Source organism: Luteimonas suaedae (assembly GCF_008312895.1).
Classification (GTDB): Bacteria; Pseudomonadota; Gammaproteobacteria; order Xanthomonadales; family Xanthomonadaceae; genus Luteimonas; species Luteimonas suaedae.
Map to the genome: position 1 here is coordinate 278,767 of NZ_VSSP01000003.1, position 16,838 is coordinate 295,604.

At 66.8% G+C, this 16,838-nt stretch carries 16 protein-coding genes and 1 pseudogene; 10 read left to right on the forward strand and 7 right to left on the reverse strand.

The window, feature by feature from the left end; all coding sequences use genetic code 11:
- Positions 1 to 3 precede the first annotated feature (3 nt).
- On the reverse strand, positions 4 to 942 hold the full coding sequence (locus FXO19_RS07420) for a DUF1259 domain-containing protein (protein WP_149194428.1): 939 nt from the start codon (positions 940 to 942) through the stop codon (positions 4 to 6).
- A 188-nt stretch (positions 943 to 1,130) separates the two neighbouring features.
- On the opposite strand from FXO19_RS07420, the gene FXO19_RS07425 reads away from it, so the two are divergent.
- From FXO19_RS07425 to FXO19_RS07435, 3 genes are all read left to right on the forward strand, one after another.
- On the forward strand, positions 1,131 to 1,511 hold the full coding sequence (locus tag FXO19_RS07425; RefSeq protein ID WP_149194429.1) for an antitoxin Xre/MbcA/ParS toxin-binding domain-containing protein: 381 nt from the start codon (positions 1,131 to 1,133) through the stop codon (positions 1,509 to 1,511).
- 571 nt (positions 1,512 to 2,082) lie between these two features.
- Complete coding sequence (locus tag FXO19_RS07430; RefSeq protein WP_149194430.1) at positions 2,083 to 2,793, forward strand: DUF4329 domain-containing protein; 711 nt, start codon at positions 2,083 to 2,085, stop codon at positions 2,791 to 2,793.
- Positions 2,794 to 2,859: 66 nt separating this feature from the next.
- The gene (locus FXO19_RS07435) at positions 2,860 to 3,183 is read left to right on the forward strand and encodes a hypothetical protein (protein WP_149194431.1); all 324 of its coding nucleotides are present in this window, start codon (positions 2,860 to 2,862) and stop codon (positions 3,181 to 3,183) included.
- A 94-nt stretch (positions 3,184 to 3,277) separates the two neighbouring features.
- Here FXO19_RS07435 and FXO19_RS07440 read toward each other — a convergent pair whose 3' ends face one another.
- Together FXO19_RS07440 and FXO19_RS07445 are read right to left on the reverse strand one after the other, a co-directional pair.
- The gene (locus tag FXO19_RS07440) at positions 3,278 to 3,676 is read right to left on the reverse strand and encodes a VOC family protein (RefSeq protein WP_149194432.1); all 399 of its coding nucleotides are present in this window, start codon (positions 3,674 to 3,676) and stop codon (positions 3,278 to 3,280) included.
- Positions 3,677 to 3,746: 70 nt separating this feature from the next.
- Positions 3,747 to 4,250, reverse strand: a complete 504-nt coding sequence (locus tag FXO19_RS07445) for a helix-turn-helix domain-containing protein (protein WP_187775676.1) — start codon at positions 4,248 to 4,250, stop codon at positions 3,747 to 3,749.
- A 79-nt stretch (positions 4,251 to 4,329) separates the two neighbouring features.
- Between FXO19_RS07445 and FXO19_RS07450 the strand changes: the two genes are divergently transcribed.
- Complete coding sequence (locus FXO19_RS07450) at positions 4,330 to 6,741, forward strand: penicillin acylase family protein (protein ID WP_149194433.1); 2,412 nt, start codon at positions 4,330 to 4,332, stop codon at positions 6,739 to 6,741.
- A gap of 355 nt (positions 6,742 to 7,096) precedes the next feature.
- Here FXO19_RS07450 and FXO19_RS07455 read toward each other — a convergent pair whose 3' ends face one another.
- From FXO19_RS07455 to FXO19_RS07465, 3 genes are all read right to left on the reverse strand, one after another.
- Positions 7,097 to 8,122, reverse strand: a complete 1,026-nt coding sequence (locus tag FXO19_RS07455; protein WP_149194434.1) for an alpha/beta hydrolase — start codon at positions 8,120 to 8,122, stop codon at positions 7,097 to 7,099.
- Positions 8,123 to 8,271: 149 nt separating this feature from the next.
- Positions 8,272 to 9,333 carry an SDR family oxidoreductase gene (locus tag FXO19_RS07460; protein WP_149194435.1) on the reverse strand — a complete coding sequence of 354 codons (1,062 nt, stop codon included), beginning with the start codon at positions 9,331 to 9,333 and terminating at the stop codon, positions 8,272 to 8,274.
- Positions 9,330 to 10,400, reverse strand: coding sequence for an aldo/keto reductase (locus tag FXO19_RS07465; RefSeq protein WP_187775682.1), 1,071 nt, complete (start codon positions 10,398 to 10,400; stop codon positions 9,330 to 9,332). The genes FXO19_RS07460 and FXO19_RS07465 overlap by 4 nt, the downstream gene beginning before the upstream one ends.
- 164 nt (positions 10,401 to 10,564) lie before the next feature.
- Here FXO19_RS07465 and FXO19_RS07470 point away from each other — a divergent pair, with 164 nt between their 5' ends.
- Together FXO19_RS07470 and FXO19_RS07475 are read left to right on the forward strand one after the other, a co-directional pair.
- The gene (locus FXO19_RS07470) at positions 10,565 to 11,437 is read left to right on the forward strand and encodes a helix-turn-helix domain-containing protein (protein ID WP_149194437.1); all 873 of its coding nucleotides are present in this window, start codon (positions 10,565 to 10,567) and stop codon (positions 11,435 to 11,437) included.
- Between the two features lie 186 nt (positions 11,438 to 11,623).
- A complete protein-coding gene (locus tag FXO19_RS07475) occupies positions 11,624 to 12,106 on the forward strand; it encodes a LuxR family transcriptional regulator (RefSeq protein ID WP_149194518.1) in 483 nt (160 codons plus the stop codon).
- A gap of 17 nt (positions 12,107 to 12,123) precedes the next feature.
- Here the strand turns inward: FXO19_RS07475 and FXO19_RS07480 are convergent, their stop codons facing one another.
- Complete coding sequence (locus tag FXO19_RS07480) at positions 12,124 to 12,780, reverse strand: Pr6Pr family membrane protein (protein WP_149194438.1); 657 nt, start codon at positions 12,778 to 12,780, stop codon at positions 12,124 to 12,126.
- Between the two features lie 389 nt (positions 12,781 to 13,169).
- Here FXO19_RS07480 and FXO19_RS19180 point away from each other — a divergent pair, with 389 nt between their 5' ends.
- The 4 genes and pseudogenes from FXO19_RS19180 to FXO19_RS19805 form a co-directional block, all read left to right on the forward strand.
- Entirely contained in the window at positions 13,170 to 13,709 is a 540-nt protein-coding gene (locus tag FXO19_RS19180; RefSeq protein WP_187775677.1) for a GNAT family N-acetyltransferase, read from the forward strand.
- Between the two features lie 317 nt (positions 13,710 to 14,026).
- Positions 14,027 to 15,544: an FAD-dependent monooxygenase gene (locus tag FXO19_RS07490; RefSeq protein ID WP_149194440.1), complete on the forward strand. Its 1,518-nt coding sequence runs from the start codon at positions 14,027 to 14,029 to the stop codon at positions 15,542 to 15,544.
- A 4-nt stretch (positions 15,545 to 15,548) separates the two neighbouring features.
- Positions 15,549 to 16,232, forward strand: coding sequence for an HAD family hydrolase (locus tag FXO19_RS07495; RefSeq protein WP_149194441.1), 684 nt, complete (start codon positions 15,549 to 15,551; stop codon positions 16,230 to 16,232).
- A gap of 353 nt (positions 16,233 to 16,585) precedes the next feature.
- A pseudogene (locus FXO19_RS19805) lies at positions 16,586 to 16,726 on the forward strand (DUF4142 domain-containing protein); the annotation flags it as partial.
- Positions 16,727 to 16,838 lie beyond the last annotated feature (112 nt).

Genomic DNA, 16,838 nt, shown 5'->3' on the forward strand with positions numbered 1-16,838 from the left:
GGATCAGTGCGCCGCGCGCGAGGCGGCGACATCCGCGGCTGCGGCCTGCGCGTCCAACGCGCTGCGGAAGCCGCGCGCCAGTTCCGCCGCCGGCCCCTTGCCCCAGAAATGGGTGAAGTAGAACGCAGGCTGCTCGCCGGTCATGTGGTTGTGCAGCGCGACGACGTGCAGGCCGGCCTTGCGCAGGGCGCGCAGTACCGGCTGCACTTCGTCGGCGGTCATGATGAAGTCGCCGTCGATCGCGGCCAGCGCGTCGCTGCCGCTGAAGGCCGCCCAGGTCGTCAGCCCCATCGAGGCGGCGATCGGCTGGCCGTGCATGCGCCCCTCGCGGCCGATCGTGATCTTGGCCACGCCGCCTTCGACCGGAGCGGGATGGCCGACGATCTCGGCGAGCGCGTCCGGGTCGAGTTCGCCGGGCACCGGCGTGTCGCCGCCGAAGCCGCTCGCCGGTTGCGGCCGCGCCGCACGAACGGCGCGGATCGCCTCCCACACCGCCTTGACGCCGGCAGCCAGCGGCTCCGGCTCGCCCATGCCGCCGATGTGCATGAAGTAAACCTTGGGCGAGTCGTAGAAGAAATGATTGTGCAGCCCGGTGACCTCGAGTCCATGCGCGAAGGCCGCATCCATCGCCGCGTCCACCTCGTCCTGGAACACCACCGTGTCGCCCATGACCATCGCCCCGGCATCGGTCGCGGTGAACGCCGCCCATGAGCCCAGGCCGGCCGCAGGCGGCAGCACCATCCCATCGACGGTGACCTCGACATCCTGGCGACTCCAGCCGATCCGGACGACGCCATCGTCTGCCACGGTCGGCTTGGCGCCGCTCGCCTCGGCGATCGCTTGCGGATCGACGGGCTCCGCTGCGAGGGCGGGCGCCGCAGCCGCGGCACAGGCCAGTATCGAAACCACGAAAAGCACGGAGCGGACCTGACGGAAGTGCATGACGGATCTCCTGTCGAGCGGTGGATGGCGTTCTCCGGCGCGGGCGCGAGTGAGCGTATCGCGCCACAAAGGCCGTCGTGTGGGTTGCCAGCTCGAAAAGGCGTGACTGGCAGATACTCCGATGAAGCGATTGTTTTTCGTGCTAATAACGTGCATTATTAGTGCGTCATTACACGGGAACCGAGCGCATGAACGCTGTCATGACTCCTCAGGGCAGTCTGGCGGAAACCTTCCGAGAGCCTGGCCGTCCTTATCTGTCGCCGCACCGGATCGGTGAAGCCCTGGGTCTTCAGATCCAGAGCCTGGCCGAGCGAGCGCGCGTCAGCCGCAACACGCCTGCGGCCCGTCCCCAGAACGAAAGCCTGCAGCACTATCTCCGCGAGGTGGTGCGCGTGCTCGCCGCGGCCGAGGACGCGGCTGGCGGCGACCGCACCAGAGCGATCTTCTGGTTCATGAACGAGCCGCTACCGGACTTCGACTACCAGACGCCCGATGCGCTGGTTCGGATGGGCAAGGCCCAGGTGGTCGTCGACTACATCGAGTCCATTGCCGGCGGCGCCACGGGATGATCCTGCGCGATCTGGGCGAAGAGGAAGCGCTCTATCGCATCATCGCAGCAAGCTCCGCTCTACGCCGGAGGAGGTGTCGAACGGGTAAAAATGACAACGCCGGCTTTCGCCGGCATTGCCGCCTCAAGGCTCGAGCGATTCGATCGCGGCGCCAAGGTGAGTGGTGAAGGAATGGTCCCGCCTGGAGCGAGAAGACGTCATTGCTCTGGCACTTGGTCGCGACTGCCGTCGCTCCCACAAGGGTTCGGGGCAACGGGGAAGGTGTCGTCGGTGGGGGCGCGGCTGGTGCACAACACTGGAGGGAAGAAGCGCAGCGGCTGGGGATCGCGCGTGGCGAGATCGAGCAGATGCGGCCGGCTTTCCGAGTGTAGTCACCACGAACGCTCCGGTGGCCCAGCCATGGATGCCGCCTTTCCTCTCCCTCGGTCGGGAAGAGAGCTGCGGGCCATCAGGCGCATGATGGGCTCCTCCCGCGCAGGCCCTAGGGGGCCCCCTAGCTTGCCGTCCGCCGCGATCGGAAACAGCATTCCCGCATCGGATCCCGACCCGGAACTCGTGAGGAAACCAGACCATGGGCATCGACATCGGTGGAGTCGTCGATCGCGTCGTTGATGCGGTCCAGAATGCGCTGACGCCGGACAGGGACAATCCGCGCTACCAGGGCGTCGTCGACCGCCTGGTTTCTCCGGATGCGACCCAGGAGCAGCGCGATCGCGCCTACGACCTGGTCGCGCAGGTCGAGGAAGACGCCCAGGCCTGCTACACCGACGAAGCACTGACCGACCGGGCGGCCGACGCGATCGCCGAAGACCGCACCGTTCCGGTGAATGTCGGCGCGGTCGCCCCGCTGGTGCCGCCGGGCACCTCGCTGGGTCCGTTCGCGTCCGCCGACGAGGCGGCCATCGCGATGATGGAGTATTCCAATCCGCTTTCGATCGCGGCGAACCGCGAAAACGGCGGCCTGGTACTCGAGGACGCGGACGGCAATTTCTACGTCACCACGCCGATGCCCGGCACGCTGGACGGCTTCAATCCCGGCAATGTCCCAGTGCCTGACGGAATGGAGATGATCGGCGCGTATCACGGCCATGCCGACTACTCGCGTGCCGATGGCACCCGCACCGACAAGGCGAATGACGAGTTCAACAGCGACCACTTCTCCGAGCAGGACAAGCGCGTCGCCGAGGCCGGCTACTACGGCCCGGTGATTTATGTCTCGACGCCGGGCGGAGACTTCCGCAAGTATGATTCGGCGACCGATCAGGATACGGTGATAAACTGATTCCGGGACCGGGCCGACAACCTTCGGGTTGTAAAAATTCCTATGCTGATCAGCAGGATATTCCTTATGAGCATTCTGGCCACCGCTTCCTTCATGCAGGAAGCCGCGCCCGCCGAGGGCAACGCCGCCGTCGAGATCGATGGAGAACGCGTGCGCGCGCTGGGCGTGGCGTACGACGCCTACAGGGAAAAGATGCCCGAGGCGAAGATCGAGAACTACACCGTCAAGGTGAACGGCAAGCAGGACGGCAAGATAGAAGTCGCCTTCGTGCCCAAGCTTGCCCAGGGGGAGCAGCCGACGCTGGGCGGCAGGACGTCGCTCGGCCGCGGCTTGACCGTCTGGGTGGCGGTCGACGACTTCTCGGTCGACAGGGTCGCCTTTGCGCGCTGATGCGCTTCGTCCGCAGGTCCGCGATAGGGGGACAGGTTCATTCGACGCATCGATCGAATGAACCCAGTCCTTTTACCTGACCCGCGAGGGATCATCAGGCCTGGTCGGAAGGCGGCTGGTAGATCTGGATGAGATTGCCGCAGGTGTCCGCGAACACCGCGAGCGTCACCGGGCCGGCTTCGGTGGGCGGCGTGGTGAACTGCACGCCGAGCTGGCGGAGGCGGTCGTGCTCGGCGCGCACGTCGTCCACCTCGAAGGCCGTGATCGGGATGCGCTGCTCGAACAGTCCTTCCTGGTAGGTCCTGCCGACGGGGTTGGCGTTCGGCTCCAGGGTCACCTCGGCATCGCCGCCCTCGGGCGATCGCACCGTAATCCACCGGAACCCGCCTCCCACCGGAATGTCCTGGCTCGGGAGGAAGCCCAGCACCTTGGTGTAGAACTCCAGCGCCTTGTCCTGGTCGTCCACGAGCACACTGGTCAGTTTGATTTTCATCGGATGTCTCACTGTGAGCAGTCGCGGCCGATTGTCCCAAAGCCGCATGCCGCCTGCTTCTCGAAAATTGCTATTGCGTTCGCCATGCTTGCGCCATCAGCGTCAGGCAGCCGGGCTGATGCCGCGCCGGGTCGTCGCCGGAGGCGAGCCGCCGGAACCGCGACGGGGGCATGCCGAACCGACGGCTGAACAAGGTGCTGAAACTGCCCAGGCTGGAGAAGCCGACCGCCAGGCAAACGTCGGTCACCGGAAGCCTGCCGAGCAGCAACATCTCCCGGGCACGCTCCAGCCGGTGCCGCTGCCGCAATTGATGCGGCGTCTCCCCGAAGACGGCCGCGAAGCGGCGGATGAACTGGTATTGCGAAAGACCGGCCTCGGCGGCGATGTCCGCCACCGTCGCGGCGTGGGGGTCGGTGTCCTGCAGCCGCCGACGCGCCCGGCACAGGGCCTGATGTTGTCCGAGTGACATCATGTTCCGAGCGTGATGGTAATGCCTGCGCAGCAGGAGCGGATGAACCTGGTTGCCGGCATTACCCGGCAGGTAATGGCCCGGACGCGGGAAGACGCGGACCATGGCGCGGACACGTCCGGGGACGACCGCCCATGAAAACCTGCCGCTCCCGAAGGGACCGGGCCACTTGCCGGAACACCGCATGAGCCGCCTGTTCAAGCGCTCGGCCCTGTTGCTGTCGCTGCTCGTCGTCGCCGTGCTGCTGCTGGCATGGGCGCTGCTGCGCGGCAGCCTGCCGCGGCTGGACGGCGAGCTGGCGCTGCCCGGCTTGGGCGCCGCCGTATCGATCGAGCGCGACCGCCTGGGCGTGATCACCATCCAGGCGGCGAACGAGCGCGATGCCCTGCACGCGCTCGGCTTCGTCCACGCGCAGGAGCGCTATTTCGAGATGGATCTCATGCGCCGCAACGCCGCCGGCGAGCTGGCTGCGCTGCTCGGCCCGCGCATGCTGGCGACGGACAGGAAGCGGCGCATGCACCGCATGCGTGCGCGGGTCGCGGGCCATCTCGAGGCCATCACCGGCGACAGGCGACCGCAACTGCAGGCCTATGCCGAAGGCGTCAACGCGGGCCTTGCGCATCTCCGGGTGCGGCCGTGGCCGTACCTGTTGCTGCGGCAGAAGCCAGAACCCTGGCAGCCTGCCGATTCCGCGCTGGCCGGCTATGCGATGTATTTCGATCTGCAGGACTCGGCCAACGCCCGCGAACTGGCGCTGTGGAAGCTCGAACGGCATCTGCCGGCGGCGCTGTTCGCACTGTTGGCGCGCGACGGCACCCGTTGGGACGCACCGCTGCTGGGCACGGCGCGCGGCGATGCGGCATTGCCGTCCGCCGACGAGATCGATCTGCGGACGCTGCCCACGCCGGACGCCGCCGCCGCGCCGGCGCGGGGGACACTGCCGTCCGCGCCGGAAGTCGGCAGCAACAGCTTCGCGGTGGACGGAACGCTGACGCGGGACGGTCGCGCGCTGCTGGCCGACGACATGCATTCCGGGTTGCGGGCGCCGAACATCTGGTTGCGCGCGCGGCTGCGCTATGCGGACGGGCGGGCGCCGCGGGGCATGGTCGACGTCACCGGATTCACGTTGCCTGGATTGCCGGCGGTGATCGCCGGCAGCAACGGCCACGTCGCCTGGGGATTCACCAACGCCTATGCCGACGGTGCGGATTGGATGCGGGTGCGGCCTTGCGCGTCGGCATCGGACGCGGCAACACGCTGCGCGGAGACCGTGCGCCATCGCGAGACCATCGAAGTCGCGGGTGGCGCGCCGGATGTTCTGGAGGTCGTCGAGACCGCCTGGGGGCCGCTCATGCACCGGTTGCCGGACGGCGAAGCGCTCGCGCTGCGCTGGGTCGCACACCTGCCGGGCTCGCTCAACTTCGACCTGGCCGATCTGGCCGCGGCCGGCGATCTGCGCCAGGCGTTCGAAGCGGCCGACCGCGCAGCGATCCCGACCGGCAATCTGCTGGTCGCCGATGCGCAGGGACGCATCGCCTGGCGCGTGCTGGGCCCGCTTGCCGATCGCGGGCCAGGGTGTTCGTCACGGCGGCTGGTGGAGGACGGCGACGGCGCCGCACGGATGGCGCCCGGTCAGGAGGAGAACACGCCTTGCGCGCCGTGGTCCGTTCGTACCGACAGGTCTCCCGCCGTGCAGGATCCGCTCTCCGGCCGCCTGTGGACCGCCAACAACCGGCAGGTCGACGGGCAGGCGCTGGCACGGTTGGGCGACGGCGGATACGCGCTGGGCGCGCGCGCCAGCCAGGTTCGCGACGGCTTGTTCTCCAGGGACCAGTTCGGCGAGCGCGACCTGCTGGCGATCCAGCTGGACGACCGCGCGCTGTTCCTGCAGCGCTGGTGGCGGCGGCTGCACGTGGAAGCCGGGCGCGCCGGGACGCCCGCGCTGCGCGATCTGGCCGGAGCGGCCGAAACCTGGCAGGGCCGCGCCGGCACCGACTCGGTCGGCTACCGGATCGTGCGCGACTGGCGCGCGGCGGTGCACGAACGCATCGCCCTGGGCCTGACGGCGCCCGCCCGCGCCGCACTGGGCGACGCCTTCGACATGCCGGCGTTGCCGCAGCTGGAAGGGGTGGCCTGGCCGCTGGTCACGGAACAACCCATGCACTTGCTGCCGCGGGATTTCCCGAGCTGGGCAGCGCTGTTCGAGGATGCCGCCGCGGAGGTGCGTAGCCAGTTGGCGGCGCACGGCGCGTTGTCGGCCCGCACCTGGGGCGAGCGCAATACCGCCGCGATCTGCCATCCGCTCGCCTCCGCGGTGCCGCTGCTCGGGCGGCGCCGGTTGTGCATGCCGCCGGACCGGCTTGCCGGCGACAGCCACATGCCGCGCGTGGCCGGACCCGCGTTCGGCGCCACCCAGCGCATGGTGGTGTCCCCCGGGCGCGAGGCCGACGGCATCGCGCACATGCCGGGCGGCCAGAGCGGGCATCCGCTCTCGCCGTTCTGGGGCGCGGGGCACGACGATTGGGTGCAAGGCCGGCCGACGCCGTTCCTGCCTGGACCGGCGCGGCATCGCCTGCAGGTGATGCCGGCAGATTGAAACGGGCAACCCCGGTTTTGCTCAACGGGCGCAGCCTCGATGGGCGTTGTGTGACCGGGCTCGTGAGGGTCCCGGAGGATCCAAGTGACGGTCACGGCTAGCGCCATGACCGCCTTTTTTCTGTTCCGTTTTCAGGCGTCGGGCAGTCGCCGCAAGCTTTTGTCCTGCATCCATCGCCGATGTGCCCCCGTCCTCCGCCGCGGCGCCCTTGGGCGACATGGAAGGACAGCATGCCTGGCCGACGGGGACCGGATCCTATAGCGCGGACATGGAGACATCGCCCACGAGACCTGCCGTTCCAAACGGGGGCTCACCGGTTGCTCGAGCGTCCGGACCGTTGTGGAAGCGCTTCTGGTCAGGCGAGATATCTTTCGAAATGCTGCGCCACGGCGTCCGCAGCCTCGGGGACCTTCGCACCGTCGTAGAAGTCGAAATGAAGACCGTCGGTCCAGCGAAGCGTCTTGGGCCCCTGCAACAGATCATGGACCTTGCGCGCCTGGTCCGGCAGCGCGCATCCATCGGAATGGACGATCAGTGCCGGCGTCGTCACCCGCGCAGCTTCGCTGATCGGGTCGAAATCGAGCCACGGCTCCCATGACATGACCGCGAAGGAATTCTTCCATTCGCGCACCCCGCCGCCGCGTGACTTGTCCATGTAGTACTCCATGGGGCCGACGTGCGAGGCACTTTGGTCGGTGTCGTGGTAGGCAAGGACCATCCGGTTTTCGCCTGTGCGCTCGTACTCCGCGCGAGCCGCCCTGCCGGCCGCACGGCGCTGCTCAACCCCTTCCCGGCCGCCATAGAGCATGGGATTGGTGACCGCAGGCTCGGACAGGTGGCCAGCGACGGAAGCGACCGCGGCAACCCTGGCGTCCCGAGCGGCCGCGTAAAGCACGGTGCCGCCCGAGGTGCAGATGCCGAGCAGGCCAATGCCGTCCGGGCGCACATCCTCGCGCGAGGCGAGATAGGTGACGGCAGCGACCAGGTCGTCGGCCTTGGTTTCGGGATCTTCATACTGGCGGGCGACGCCGCCGCTCTCGCCGTAATGGCGATAGTCAATGCTGAGCGCGACATACCCGCGCCTGGCCATCTCGGCGGCATAGATGCCGCCCATCATCTCTTTGACCGCGGTGAGGGAGCCGCCGATGGCCGCAGCCGGGTAACGACGACCCCCCATATAGTCTGCGGGCAGGTAGAGGTTGCCGACGACGAAACTGTCGCCGACGGTGAAGCGCACCTTTTGGACCGACACGCCAGCACTTGCTGAAGAAGTCCCGGTCGAGGCCGGCATGCCAAAACCCATCATTGGAATCGACCCCAAGAAAACTCCGGTGCCTTGCAGGAATCTACGGCGCGAGTGCGAAACTGCACTGGAAGTCATGCCCCATCTCCTTCTTCATCGGCTGTCCTCCGCTTATACGGGTATGGCTTTTTGGAGCACATCGCTTCGGAAGGGACTTCGATCACGACTGGAGGCGGCGTGGATCGAAATAGCAGCGATGGGTGCTGGTACGGCCTCGATGCCTGGAATCAACTTGTGTAGGAGGCGTTATAACCGAGCGCTACATCAAGCGAGATGCCGGAGATCGAGGCTGCGAAATCGCTTGCAAGAAAGACGGCGGCATCGGCGATATCGTTCGGCGCGAGCGCAGATTTATCGCCGACCGGCAGCATTGCGCCAACGACGCGGTCCTGCTCCTCCGCGGTCGACAGCCCCATGGATCGCAACTGCCCCTCGGACCGGTACATCGGCGTGTCGACCGGTCCGGGCGCGATTGCATTCACCGTGATCTTTTCTGGACCGAGTTCGATTGCCGCCTGCTTTACAAGGCCAATCACCGCCCACTTCGTCGAGGTGTAGGCACCATTGCCCGGAACACCCTGGCGCCCGCTGATAGAGGAAATTGCGATCAATCGGCCGCCACCGCGTTGGCGCAGCGCCGGAATCGCGGCGCGGAAGGTGTTGAACACACCGTGGACGTTGACGTCGTAAACACTCTTCCAGTCGAGTTCCGTACCATCCGCGAACGGGTGCCACCGTACATAACCGGCATTGGCCACCACCGTGTCAAGGCCACCGAGACCCGCGACCACCTGTCCTACAACGACCTCCATGCCTCCGGGAGAGCGAACGTCGGCCTGAATCTTCAGAACGTGGCCACCGAACGCCTCAACCGCTGCAACGGCGTCATCGAATTCCTGCATATTTGCCGTTCGAAAGCCATCCACCGGTGGGACGGCATCCGGGTCTGCAAGATCGAGCATCGCGACGGCTGCACCCGCGCGCGCGTACTGCTCCGCTATCGCCCGCCCAATGCCCCGTGCGGCGCCGGTCACAAGCGCCACCTTCCCATCGAGAACACCCGACGCCGTAGATTCCCGGGCCTTCGCGCCCGGCATGGACGCGATCCCGAAGCCTGCCGCTACGGTAGCAAGCAGGCCGTTGCGTATGACATCGCGACGGCTTACACCTGAATGTTCATCCATGTTGCCAGCCTGCATGTTCTCTACCCCTTCGAAGCTGTGGCACATCCGATCAGCAGGAGGATCTCGGTGATACGGCTCCTGTGAACGGTTCCAGGGAACGGTCATGGCCCGCGCAGTTCCTGCAGCGCCGCGCTGACCAGCCCGGGATAGGTCTTCTGCGGATACCAGGGTCTGCTTTCCAGCGCATCGAAGCCCGGTATGGCCTGGACGTGCGCAAGCATGCGCTGGCGCATCGGCGGGTCCGGCAGCGGGCCGCGCATGGCGCCCATGTTCTCGACCAGATGCGCCGGATTGCTGGTGGCCGGAAGCGCGCAAGTGACCGCCGGGTGCGAAATCACCCATTTCAGAAAGTATTGCGACCAGGTTTCGATTCCCAGCTCTGCGGCGAACGACGGCAGCGGCCGGCCGGCCACGAGTTGATGCAGCCTGGCTTTCTCCAAGGGCATCGCGGCCATCACGGCTACGCCATGTTCGTCCGCGGCGCGCAGCACGCCGGTTTCGGCCTGGCGCGTGGCCAGCGAATAGCGCACCTGCACGACATCCACCTGGCCTTTCTCGATCCACGTCGTCAGCGAGTCGAAATATTCGATCTCATGATGCGAAATGCCGACGTACTTGATCCGACCTTCGCGCTTCCACCGCTGCAAGAGCGGAACCACGACGTCCACGTTGACCAGGTTGTGGCATTGCATCACGTCCAGGCCGCTGCGCCACAGCCGCTGTTGCGACTGCGCGAAGCCGAGTTCGGCCTGATCGGCGCTGCCCAGATAATCGCCTGTGGCCCATACCTTGTTGCTGACGAACAGCCGTTGCCCGACGCCGAGCGATTCGGCGAAGTCGCCCACGTTGGTTTCGGCTGCACCGTACAGGGGCGAGGTGTCGACTTGACGCCCTCCCGCTGCCCAGAACCGCCGAAACACCTCGCGCAGATGATCGCGCGGCTGGCCGGGCAGAAGATCGAAAGTCATGAACGTCCCCAGCCCGATGGCCGGCACCCGGGGCCCGCCTCGCGGGAAACTGCGGGTGATCGAGCCCGGGTCGACCTCGGCCGTTCGAGGAGCCGCCGACAGCCGGCCGGGAAGGGGCAGCGCCGCGCTGGCTATACCGGCGCCGAGGAGCTTTAGCGCCTGTCGGCGGCTCATGAATGGCGTGTTCGAATCTGCCGGTTCCATCATGTCGTTCCGGTATGACGTCTCGAGTCTGGAACCGTAGAAGAACCCCTGCGCACTTTCTGACCGGATCCTGCGCCGACTTGCCTGTTCGTGACATCGCCGTGCTTTGACACCCTTCGCCCGCGTTCCTACACTGGTTTTACCGACGCACTGAAGAACTACCGATGCCGGAATCGCTTTTCGTGCGCAGGGTGGAGCCGATGGCGCAGGACTGGCGCCACTACGCATGGCCCGGCGGGGCCTTCGACTCGGGTCGTCGGAAGTTCACCGCGGATGTGGAAGGCCGCATCCATGTGCCACATGCCCTGTTGCTCGTCACCCTCGGGGGAGGTGCGCGCACGCTGGAGGTGACTACCGAATGCGGGCACCGATACGTCGGCGCGGACTTTTCCGGATCGATCTCGTTCCTGCCCGCCGGATGCCCGCGGCGAATGGCCATGCGCGACGTGCAGGCCGCCTGGGCGACCGTTTCCCTGCGCCCCCGGTTGCTCGACCAGTTCGCATCCCCGGAAGGAGGCACCCGGGTCGATATCCCCGCCTTCACCAATGTGCGCGACCCGCTGCTGGCACAGCTGGTCGCCGAACTTTCGCGCGAAGTGTCCGAGAACGCCACGCCCGAGTCCGACTACTGCGATGCGCTCACGACCACCATCGCCAGGGTACTGGCCCACCGCTACGCCGCTGCTCCCGCCATGGCAAGAGCACCCGCGCACGCGCTGCCGCCATGGCAGATCCGCAGATTGCGAGAGTATGTCGACGCCCATCTGTCACAGCGCATCCTGGTCGCCGATCTGGCCATGGTCGCCGGCATTTCCATGGGCCACCTGCACCGTGCGTTCCGCGCCAGCCTGGGCGAGACCCCGCATGCCTTCATCCAGAAACGGCGTGTCGAACGAGCGCGGCGGCTGCTCGCCGAAGGCAGCCTGAGCATCTTCGAGGTCGCCGCCAGCGTCGGCTTTGAAAGTCCGAGTCATTTCTCCCGCGTATTCCGAACGATCATGAAGGTGAGCCCGAGTCGATTTCGCTATGGCGCATAGGCCACGTGCATCAGCGCCTGCCTGGACCGAAAGCTACCGCTCGCGGAAATGTCCGTTTCCGGCCACAACCGAGCGTCCTTGGCAGGACGTTTGCCGATGCGTCCTTCGATGGCATCGCCGCCCCTGCCGGCTTCACATCGCACCGCAACGGGATACGTTGAACCCGCTTCTCTCCACGGAGGTCTCATGAAGACGATGCTCGCGGGGTTGCTGGCTGCGATCGTGCCCCAGGCCGTACCGGCATTCGCCGAATCACCGGCCGCGTCGCCCCTGGCGGGTCGCTGGGCGATCGATGTCGCGACATTGCCGATGCCGCCGGAAGCGCGTCCTAAAAGCGTGATCCTCGATTTCCACGATGCGGGCGGCGGGAAATGGTCTACGCGGATCGAGATCGTCGACCATGATGGCGGCAAGATGCACGCCGAAGCGACGCTGCCCCTCGACGGCACGCCCGGGCCGGTCACCGGCAATTACTGGGCCGACGTTTCGGCCATGAAGATGCCCGCCCCGAACGTGCTGGTGGTGCAACTGGTCGATCACGGCACGCCGGCATCCACGCGTGTCTACTCCGTGACCGGGGACGGCGGGACGCTGACCGAGACCAAGGCCTTCTTCGGCAAGGACGGCCGCCCGATCCTACAGACCACCACCTTCACCCGCGTGCCCTGAACGGCGAAGGCCGCCGGTCAGGGCATGGGCGGAAAACGATTGCGGATCAACGTGATGGCAACAACGAACGCGCCGAGCACGAGGAACGCCACCAGCAAGCCGAACCCGTTAACCAATACCTGGCGATACCCCAGGCTCGTCACATCGATGAAGTGATAGGGATACGATCCCAGCGCTGCTCCACGGACGAGCGCATAGATCAAGTAGCCCGCGGGATAAAGACACCAGACGAGCGGCGCCAGGAAGCCGAGCCTGTTCCGGGATGCATAGAGCGCCCAGTACGCCAATGCCGAAACCGGCACCACGTAGTGGAGCACGCTGTCCGCGAGCAACTGGAGGCCTTGCGGCGCCCAGACATCGCGCAGAAGCAGATGGTAGGCAATGCCCACCAGTAGGATGGCCGTGGTCGCGCAGCCAAGCACCATGGGCTTTCCGAACCAGGATCCGGGCCCGCTGGAGCGGACGACGAGCGGCAACGTGGCGCTCAGTGCAACGAACAAGTTGCTCAGGACGGTGAAATAGCCAAGGAAGGCCACGACGCCATCACCTGCGGTCTTGCCATTCGCCAGGGCCATGTCGACGGACAACCACAACTGGAGCAGGACGCCCGCCCAGGAAACGATCGCCAGTGCGGCCAATGCAGGTCTGTTGGCGACTTGGTTGTCCCGTGTCATGACCCACCAACTGAAGCGGGTGAGGAATTCCGAGGTCCGCGACCTACCTCCGCAGGCCCACGGAAGATTCCCTTTGGGCCTCGCGTGGCATGGCGCTCTCGAGGCGATTGCCCGTCCACGACGGACGATGGCCGGACAGGAGGAACATGCCCTTCCCCTTTCAGCATCTTATCGCACTCGGGGCTTGCGGCAGGCCCTTGGCCGTGTCGCCGCCAGCCGAAAACGGAACTCATGGGTTTGGAGTTCGGTCTCCTGCAGTCGGCGGCGCGCCCGGCACAGGGCCTGATGTTGTCCGGGTGAGATCATGCTCGGGGCGCGATTGTAATGCTGCGCAGCAGAAGCGGATGCCGGCGCAGCGCGCGCGGACGCCAAGAAACGCGGGAAAGCCTATGTCGCAGATGGGACGAGTCATATTCAACGCGAAGCGTTTGGTCGGGCGTCACCTCCTGGCAAGCGACGTGCCCGCATTGCTCGAGGTCTATGGTGACGCTGACGCAATGCGCTGGGTCGGCGATGGGCAGCCGCTGACCCGGGAGGACTGCAAGAGATGGATCGAAGTGAGCGCAGGAAACTACCGCAGCCGCGGCTACGGGATGTCGGCAATCATCGAGCATGGAAGCAACAGGGTGGTCGGGTTCTGCGGACTGGTCCATCCGGACAACCAGCCCGAGGCGGAGCTCAAGTACGCCTTCGGTCGATCGAGTTGGGGGCGTGGGTACGCCACGGAGGCGGCGCGGGCGATGTTGGCCTACGCCCACGGGCCTGTCGGGCTTTCCCGCGTCGTTGCCACCGTCTATGCCGAAAACCTGCCTTCGCGGCGCGTTCTGCTGAAGGCGGGCCTGCAGCACACGTCATCATTGCCTGCCGAGGACGGGAGAGTGGTCCTGTACTTTGTGTCGGAAGCTGCGACTCGTCGCGATAAGCCGTGACTCTGTCACGACTTGCATGACAACACGGCAGTGCATCGCGATTGGCCGACCACGGCATCCAGGCCAGCGCGTCTTTCCCCTTTCAGCATCTTATCGCACCGGTGGCTTGCGGCAAGCCCCTGGCCGTGTCGCTTAATCGCCAGTCGAAATCCGACCCATGAAACCCGGAGTAGCGAAATGAGCGTGCTGTCATCGAAAGGTGGGCTGCGTATGGACGTCGAACCGGCGGTTGAATCCGCCGCGCGGTTGCGGGTACTCGATGCCGGGCGATGTGATGCGCTGGTGGCGGGATGCGCGACGCGGATCGGAGCACGGCGATGACGGACCATGCGGTGGTGATTGCGGGAGGCGGTCCGACGGGACTGATGTTGGCGGGCGAGCTGGCATTGGCGGGGGTCGATGTCGCCATCGTCGAGCGGCGCGCCAGCCAGGACCTGCCCGGCTCGCGTGCGGGCGGTCTGCACTCGCGCACCATCGAGGTCCTCGATCAGCGGGGAATCGCCGATCGGTTCCTCTCGGAGGGACAGGTGGCTCGGCAGGTCGGCCAGTTCTCCGGGGTCCCTTTTGACATCAGCGACTTTCCTACCCGACATCCCTACTCGCTCGGCCTGTGGCAGAACCACATCGAGCGCATCCTGGCCGAGTGGGTCGGCGAGTCGTCGGTGGCGATCCATCGCGGACGCGAGGTGACGGGTCTGGTGCAGGACGAGACCGGCGTCGACGTCGCGCTGTCCGACGGTCGGTCGCTGCGGGCGGAATATCTCGTCGGGTGCGATGGCGGACGCAGCCTGGTTCGCAAGGCAGCGGGTATCGCGTTCCCGGGATGGGATCCGACGACGAGCAGCCTGATCGCCGAGGTCGAGCTGGCCGAGGAGCCGGAATGGGGCACCCGTCAGGACGCCATCGGCATTCATGGCCTCGGCAGGGTGGCGTACGAGATCCGCGACGGCGAGGTGGTTTATGCGGACACCGGTCCGGTGCGGGTGATGGTGACGGAAAGGCACCTCCGGCCGGCGAGCGAAGTAGCCACCCTGCGCGATCTCAGCGAGGCGCTCATCGCCGTCTACGGGACCGACTACGGCGTTCACAGCCCCACGTGGATCTCCCGGTTCACCGACACGGCCCGGCAGGCGGCGGCCTACCGCGACCGACGGGTCCTGCTGGCCGGCGACGCCGCGCACGTGCATTCCCCGGATGGGGCGCAGGGCCTCCAGGTCGGCGTGCAGGATGCGGTGAACCTGGGATGGAAACTGGCCCAGGTGGTCAAGCGGACATCCCCGGACAGCCTGCTGGAGACCTACCACGCCGAGCGCCATCCGGTCGCTGCCCGCGTCCTGCGCACCACGATGGCGCACGTCGCGCTGCGGCGGCCGGACGACCGCATGGCGGCCTTGCGCGACACCATTGCCGAGCTCCTCATGACCGACGAATCGCGCAGGCGGTTCGCCGCGATGATGTTCGGCCTGGACATCCGCTACGACCTCGGCGAGGGACACTCGCTGCTCGGGCGCCGCATGCCCGATCTCGACCTGGTCACCGCCAACGGTCCGCTGCGGGTCTTCACCCTGCTGCACGGCGCCCGGCCGGTGCTGCTCGACCTCGGTGGGCGCGGCGGCTTCGATATCACGCCCTGGGCAGATCGGGTGCAGTTGGTCGACGCCAAATACATGGGCACTTGGGAGCTTCCGGTACTCGGGGCGGTCACTGCACCCACTGCCGTGTTGATCCGGCCCGATGGATACGTGGCCTGGGTGGGAGATGGCACGGACCTGGGACTTGCCGATGCCCTCACCACCTGGTTCGGACCACCGCGTCGCACGCCCGTGTTTTACTAGGCCCATGCCCCGCTCCTCCACCGCCTTCCTGTTCGATCTCGACGGCACCCTGGTCGACAGCGTCTACCAGCACGTGCTCGCCTGGAAGGAGGCGCTGGATGCGGAAGGCGTGGAGCTGGCGGTCTGGCGGATCCACCGCAAGATCGGCATGAGCGGCGGCCTGTTCACCAACATCCTGCTGCGCGAGACCGACCTGGAGATCACCGAGGAGCGCCTGACGCGGCTGCGCCAGCGCCATGCCGACGCGTTCAACCGTCAGGCGGCGCAGGGCGCCATCCGTCCGCTGCCCGGGGCGCGCGAACTGCTCGCCTTCCTGCAGGACAGCGGCATCCCCTGGGCCATCGCCACCAGCGGCCGCATGGCGACCGCCGCCGCCAACCTGGAGGCGCTCGGCGTCGACCCGGGCAAGGTGCCTGTCGTGACCCGCGACCAGGTCCGCCACGCCAAGCCCGACCCGGACTTGTTCATCGCCGCCGCCGAACGCCTCGGCGTGGACATCGTCCACTCTCTGGTGATCGGCGACAGCGTCTGGGACATGCTCGCCGCCCAGCGCGCCCGCGCGCTTGGGGTCGGCCTGCTGTCGGGCGGCTACGGCCTGGAGGAACTGGAGCGCTCGGGCGCGTTCCGCGTCTACGAGGATCCCGCCGACCTGCTGCGGCACGTGGACGAGGTGGCGGCGCGGGGATAGGGCGTGGGCCTGTGAAGGCCATTCTCGGTCGTCGGCTCATGAAAGCCTTGCTTGCAGGTTGGCCGTCCTTGCCCCGACATGAATGGCACGTTCTCGGCAACGTTCTGCTTTTGGCCGTCATTCCCGCGAAGGCGGGAATCGAGGACGTTGATTTCCGATGGCTTGACGTCCCTGGATTCCCGCTTTCGCGGGAATGACGGTGCTTGGGCAAGCGTCATTCGTGCCTGTCACGCTTTGCCTCCTTTCCGGGGCTCGTGGTCGCCTGAACTCGGGCGGGCGACCATGGAGGTCACGGCGGAATCACCTCCGGCCGCCCATCCTGAGCCCCGGTCCAGACACGAAGGAGATCCCACATGGGTGTTCTGAGGATGTTCACGGTCGGCGCGATCGGCTATCTCGCGTATCGGGCATGGCAGCGGCGCCAGGCAGGCACCGGCCGGTCATCGCTGCAGGAGGACGACGGCGAACGCACGCCCCCGCACGGTGATCCGCTACTGGCCGGCGCGGCGATAGAAGAACCGCCGGCGCCGCGTGCCGCCGCACATTCGAGCCGCGGTTTCGGGGAGTCCTGAACCGCGGTGGCGCGGTCACGACGCGCCCGACCGC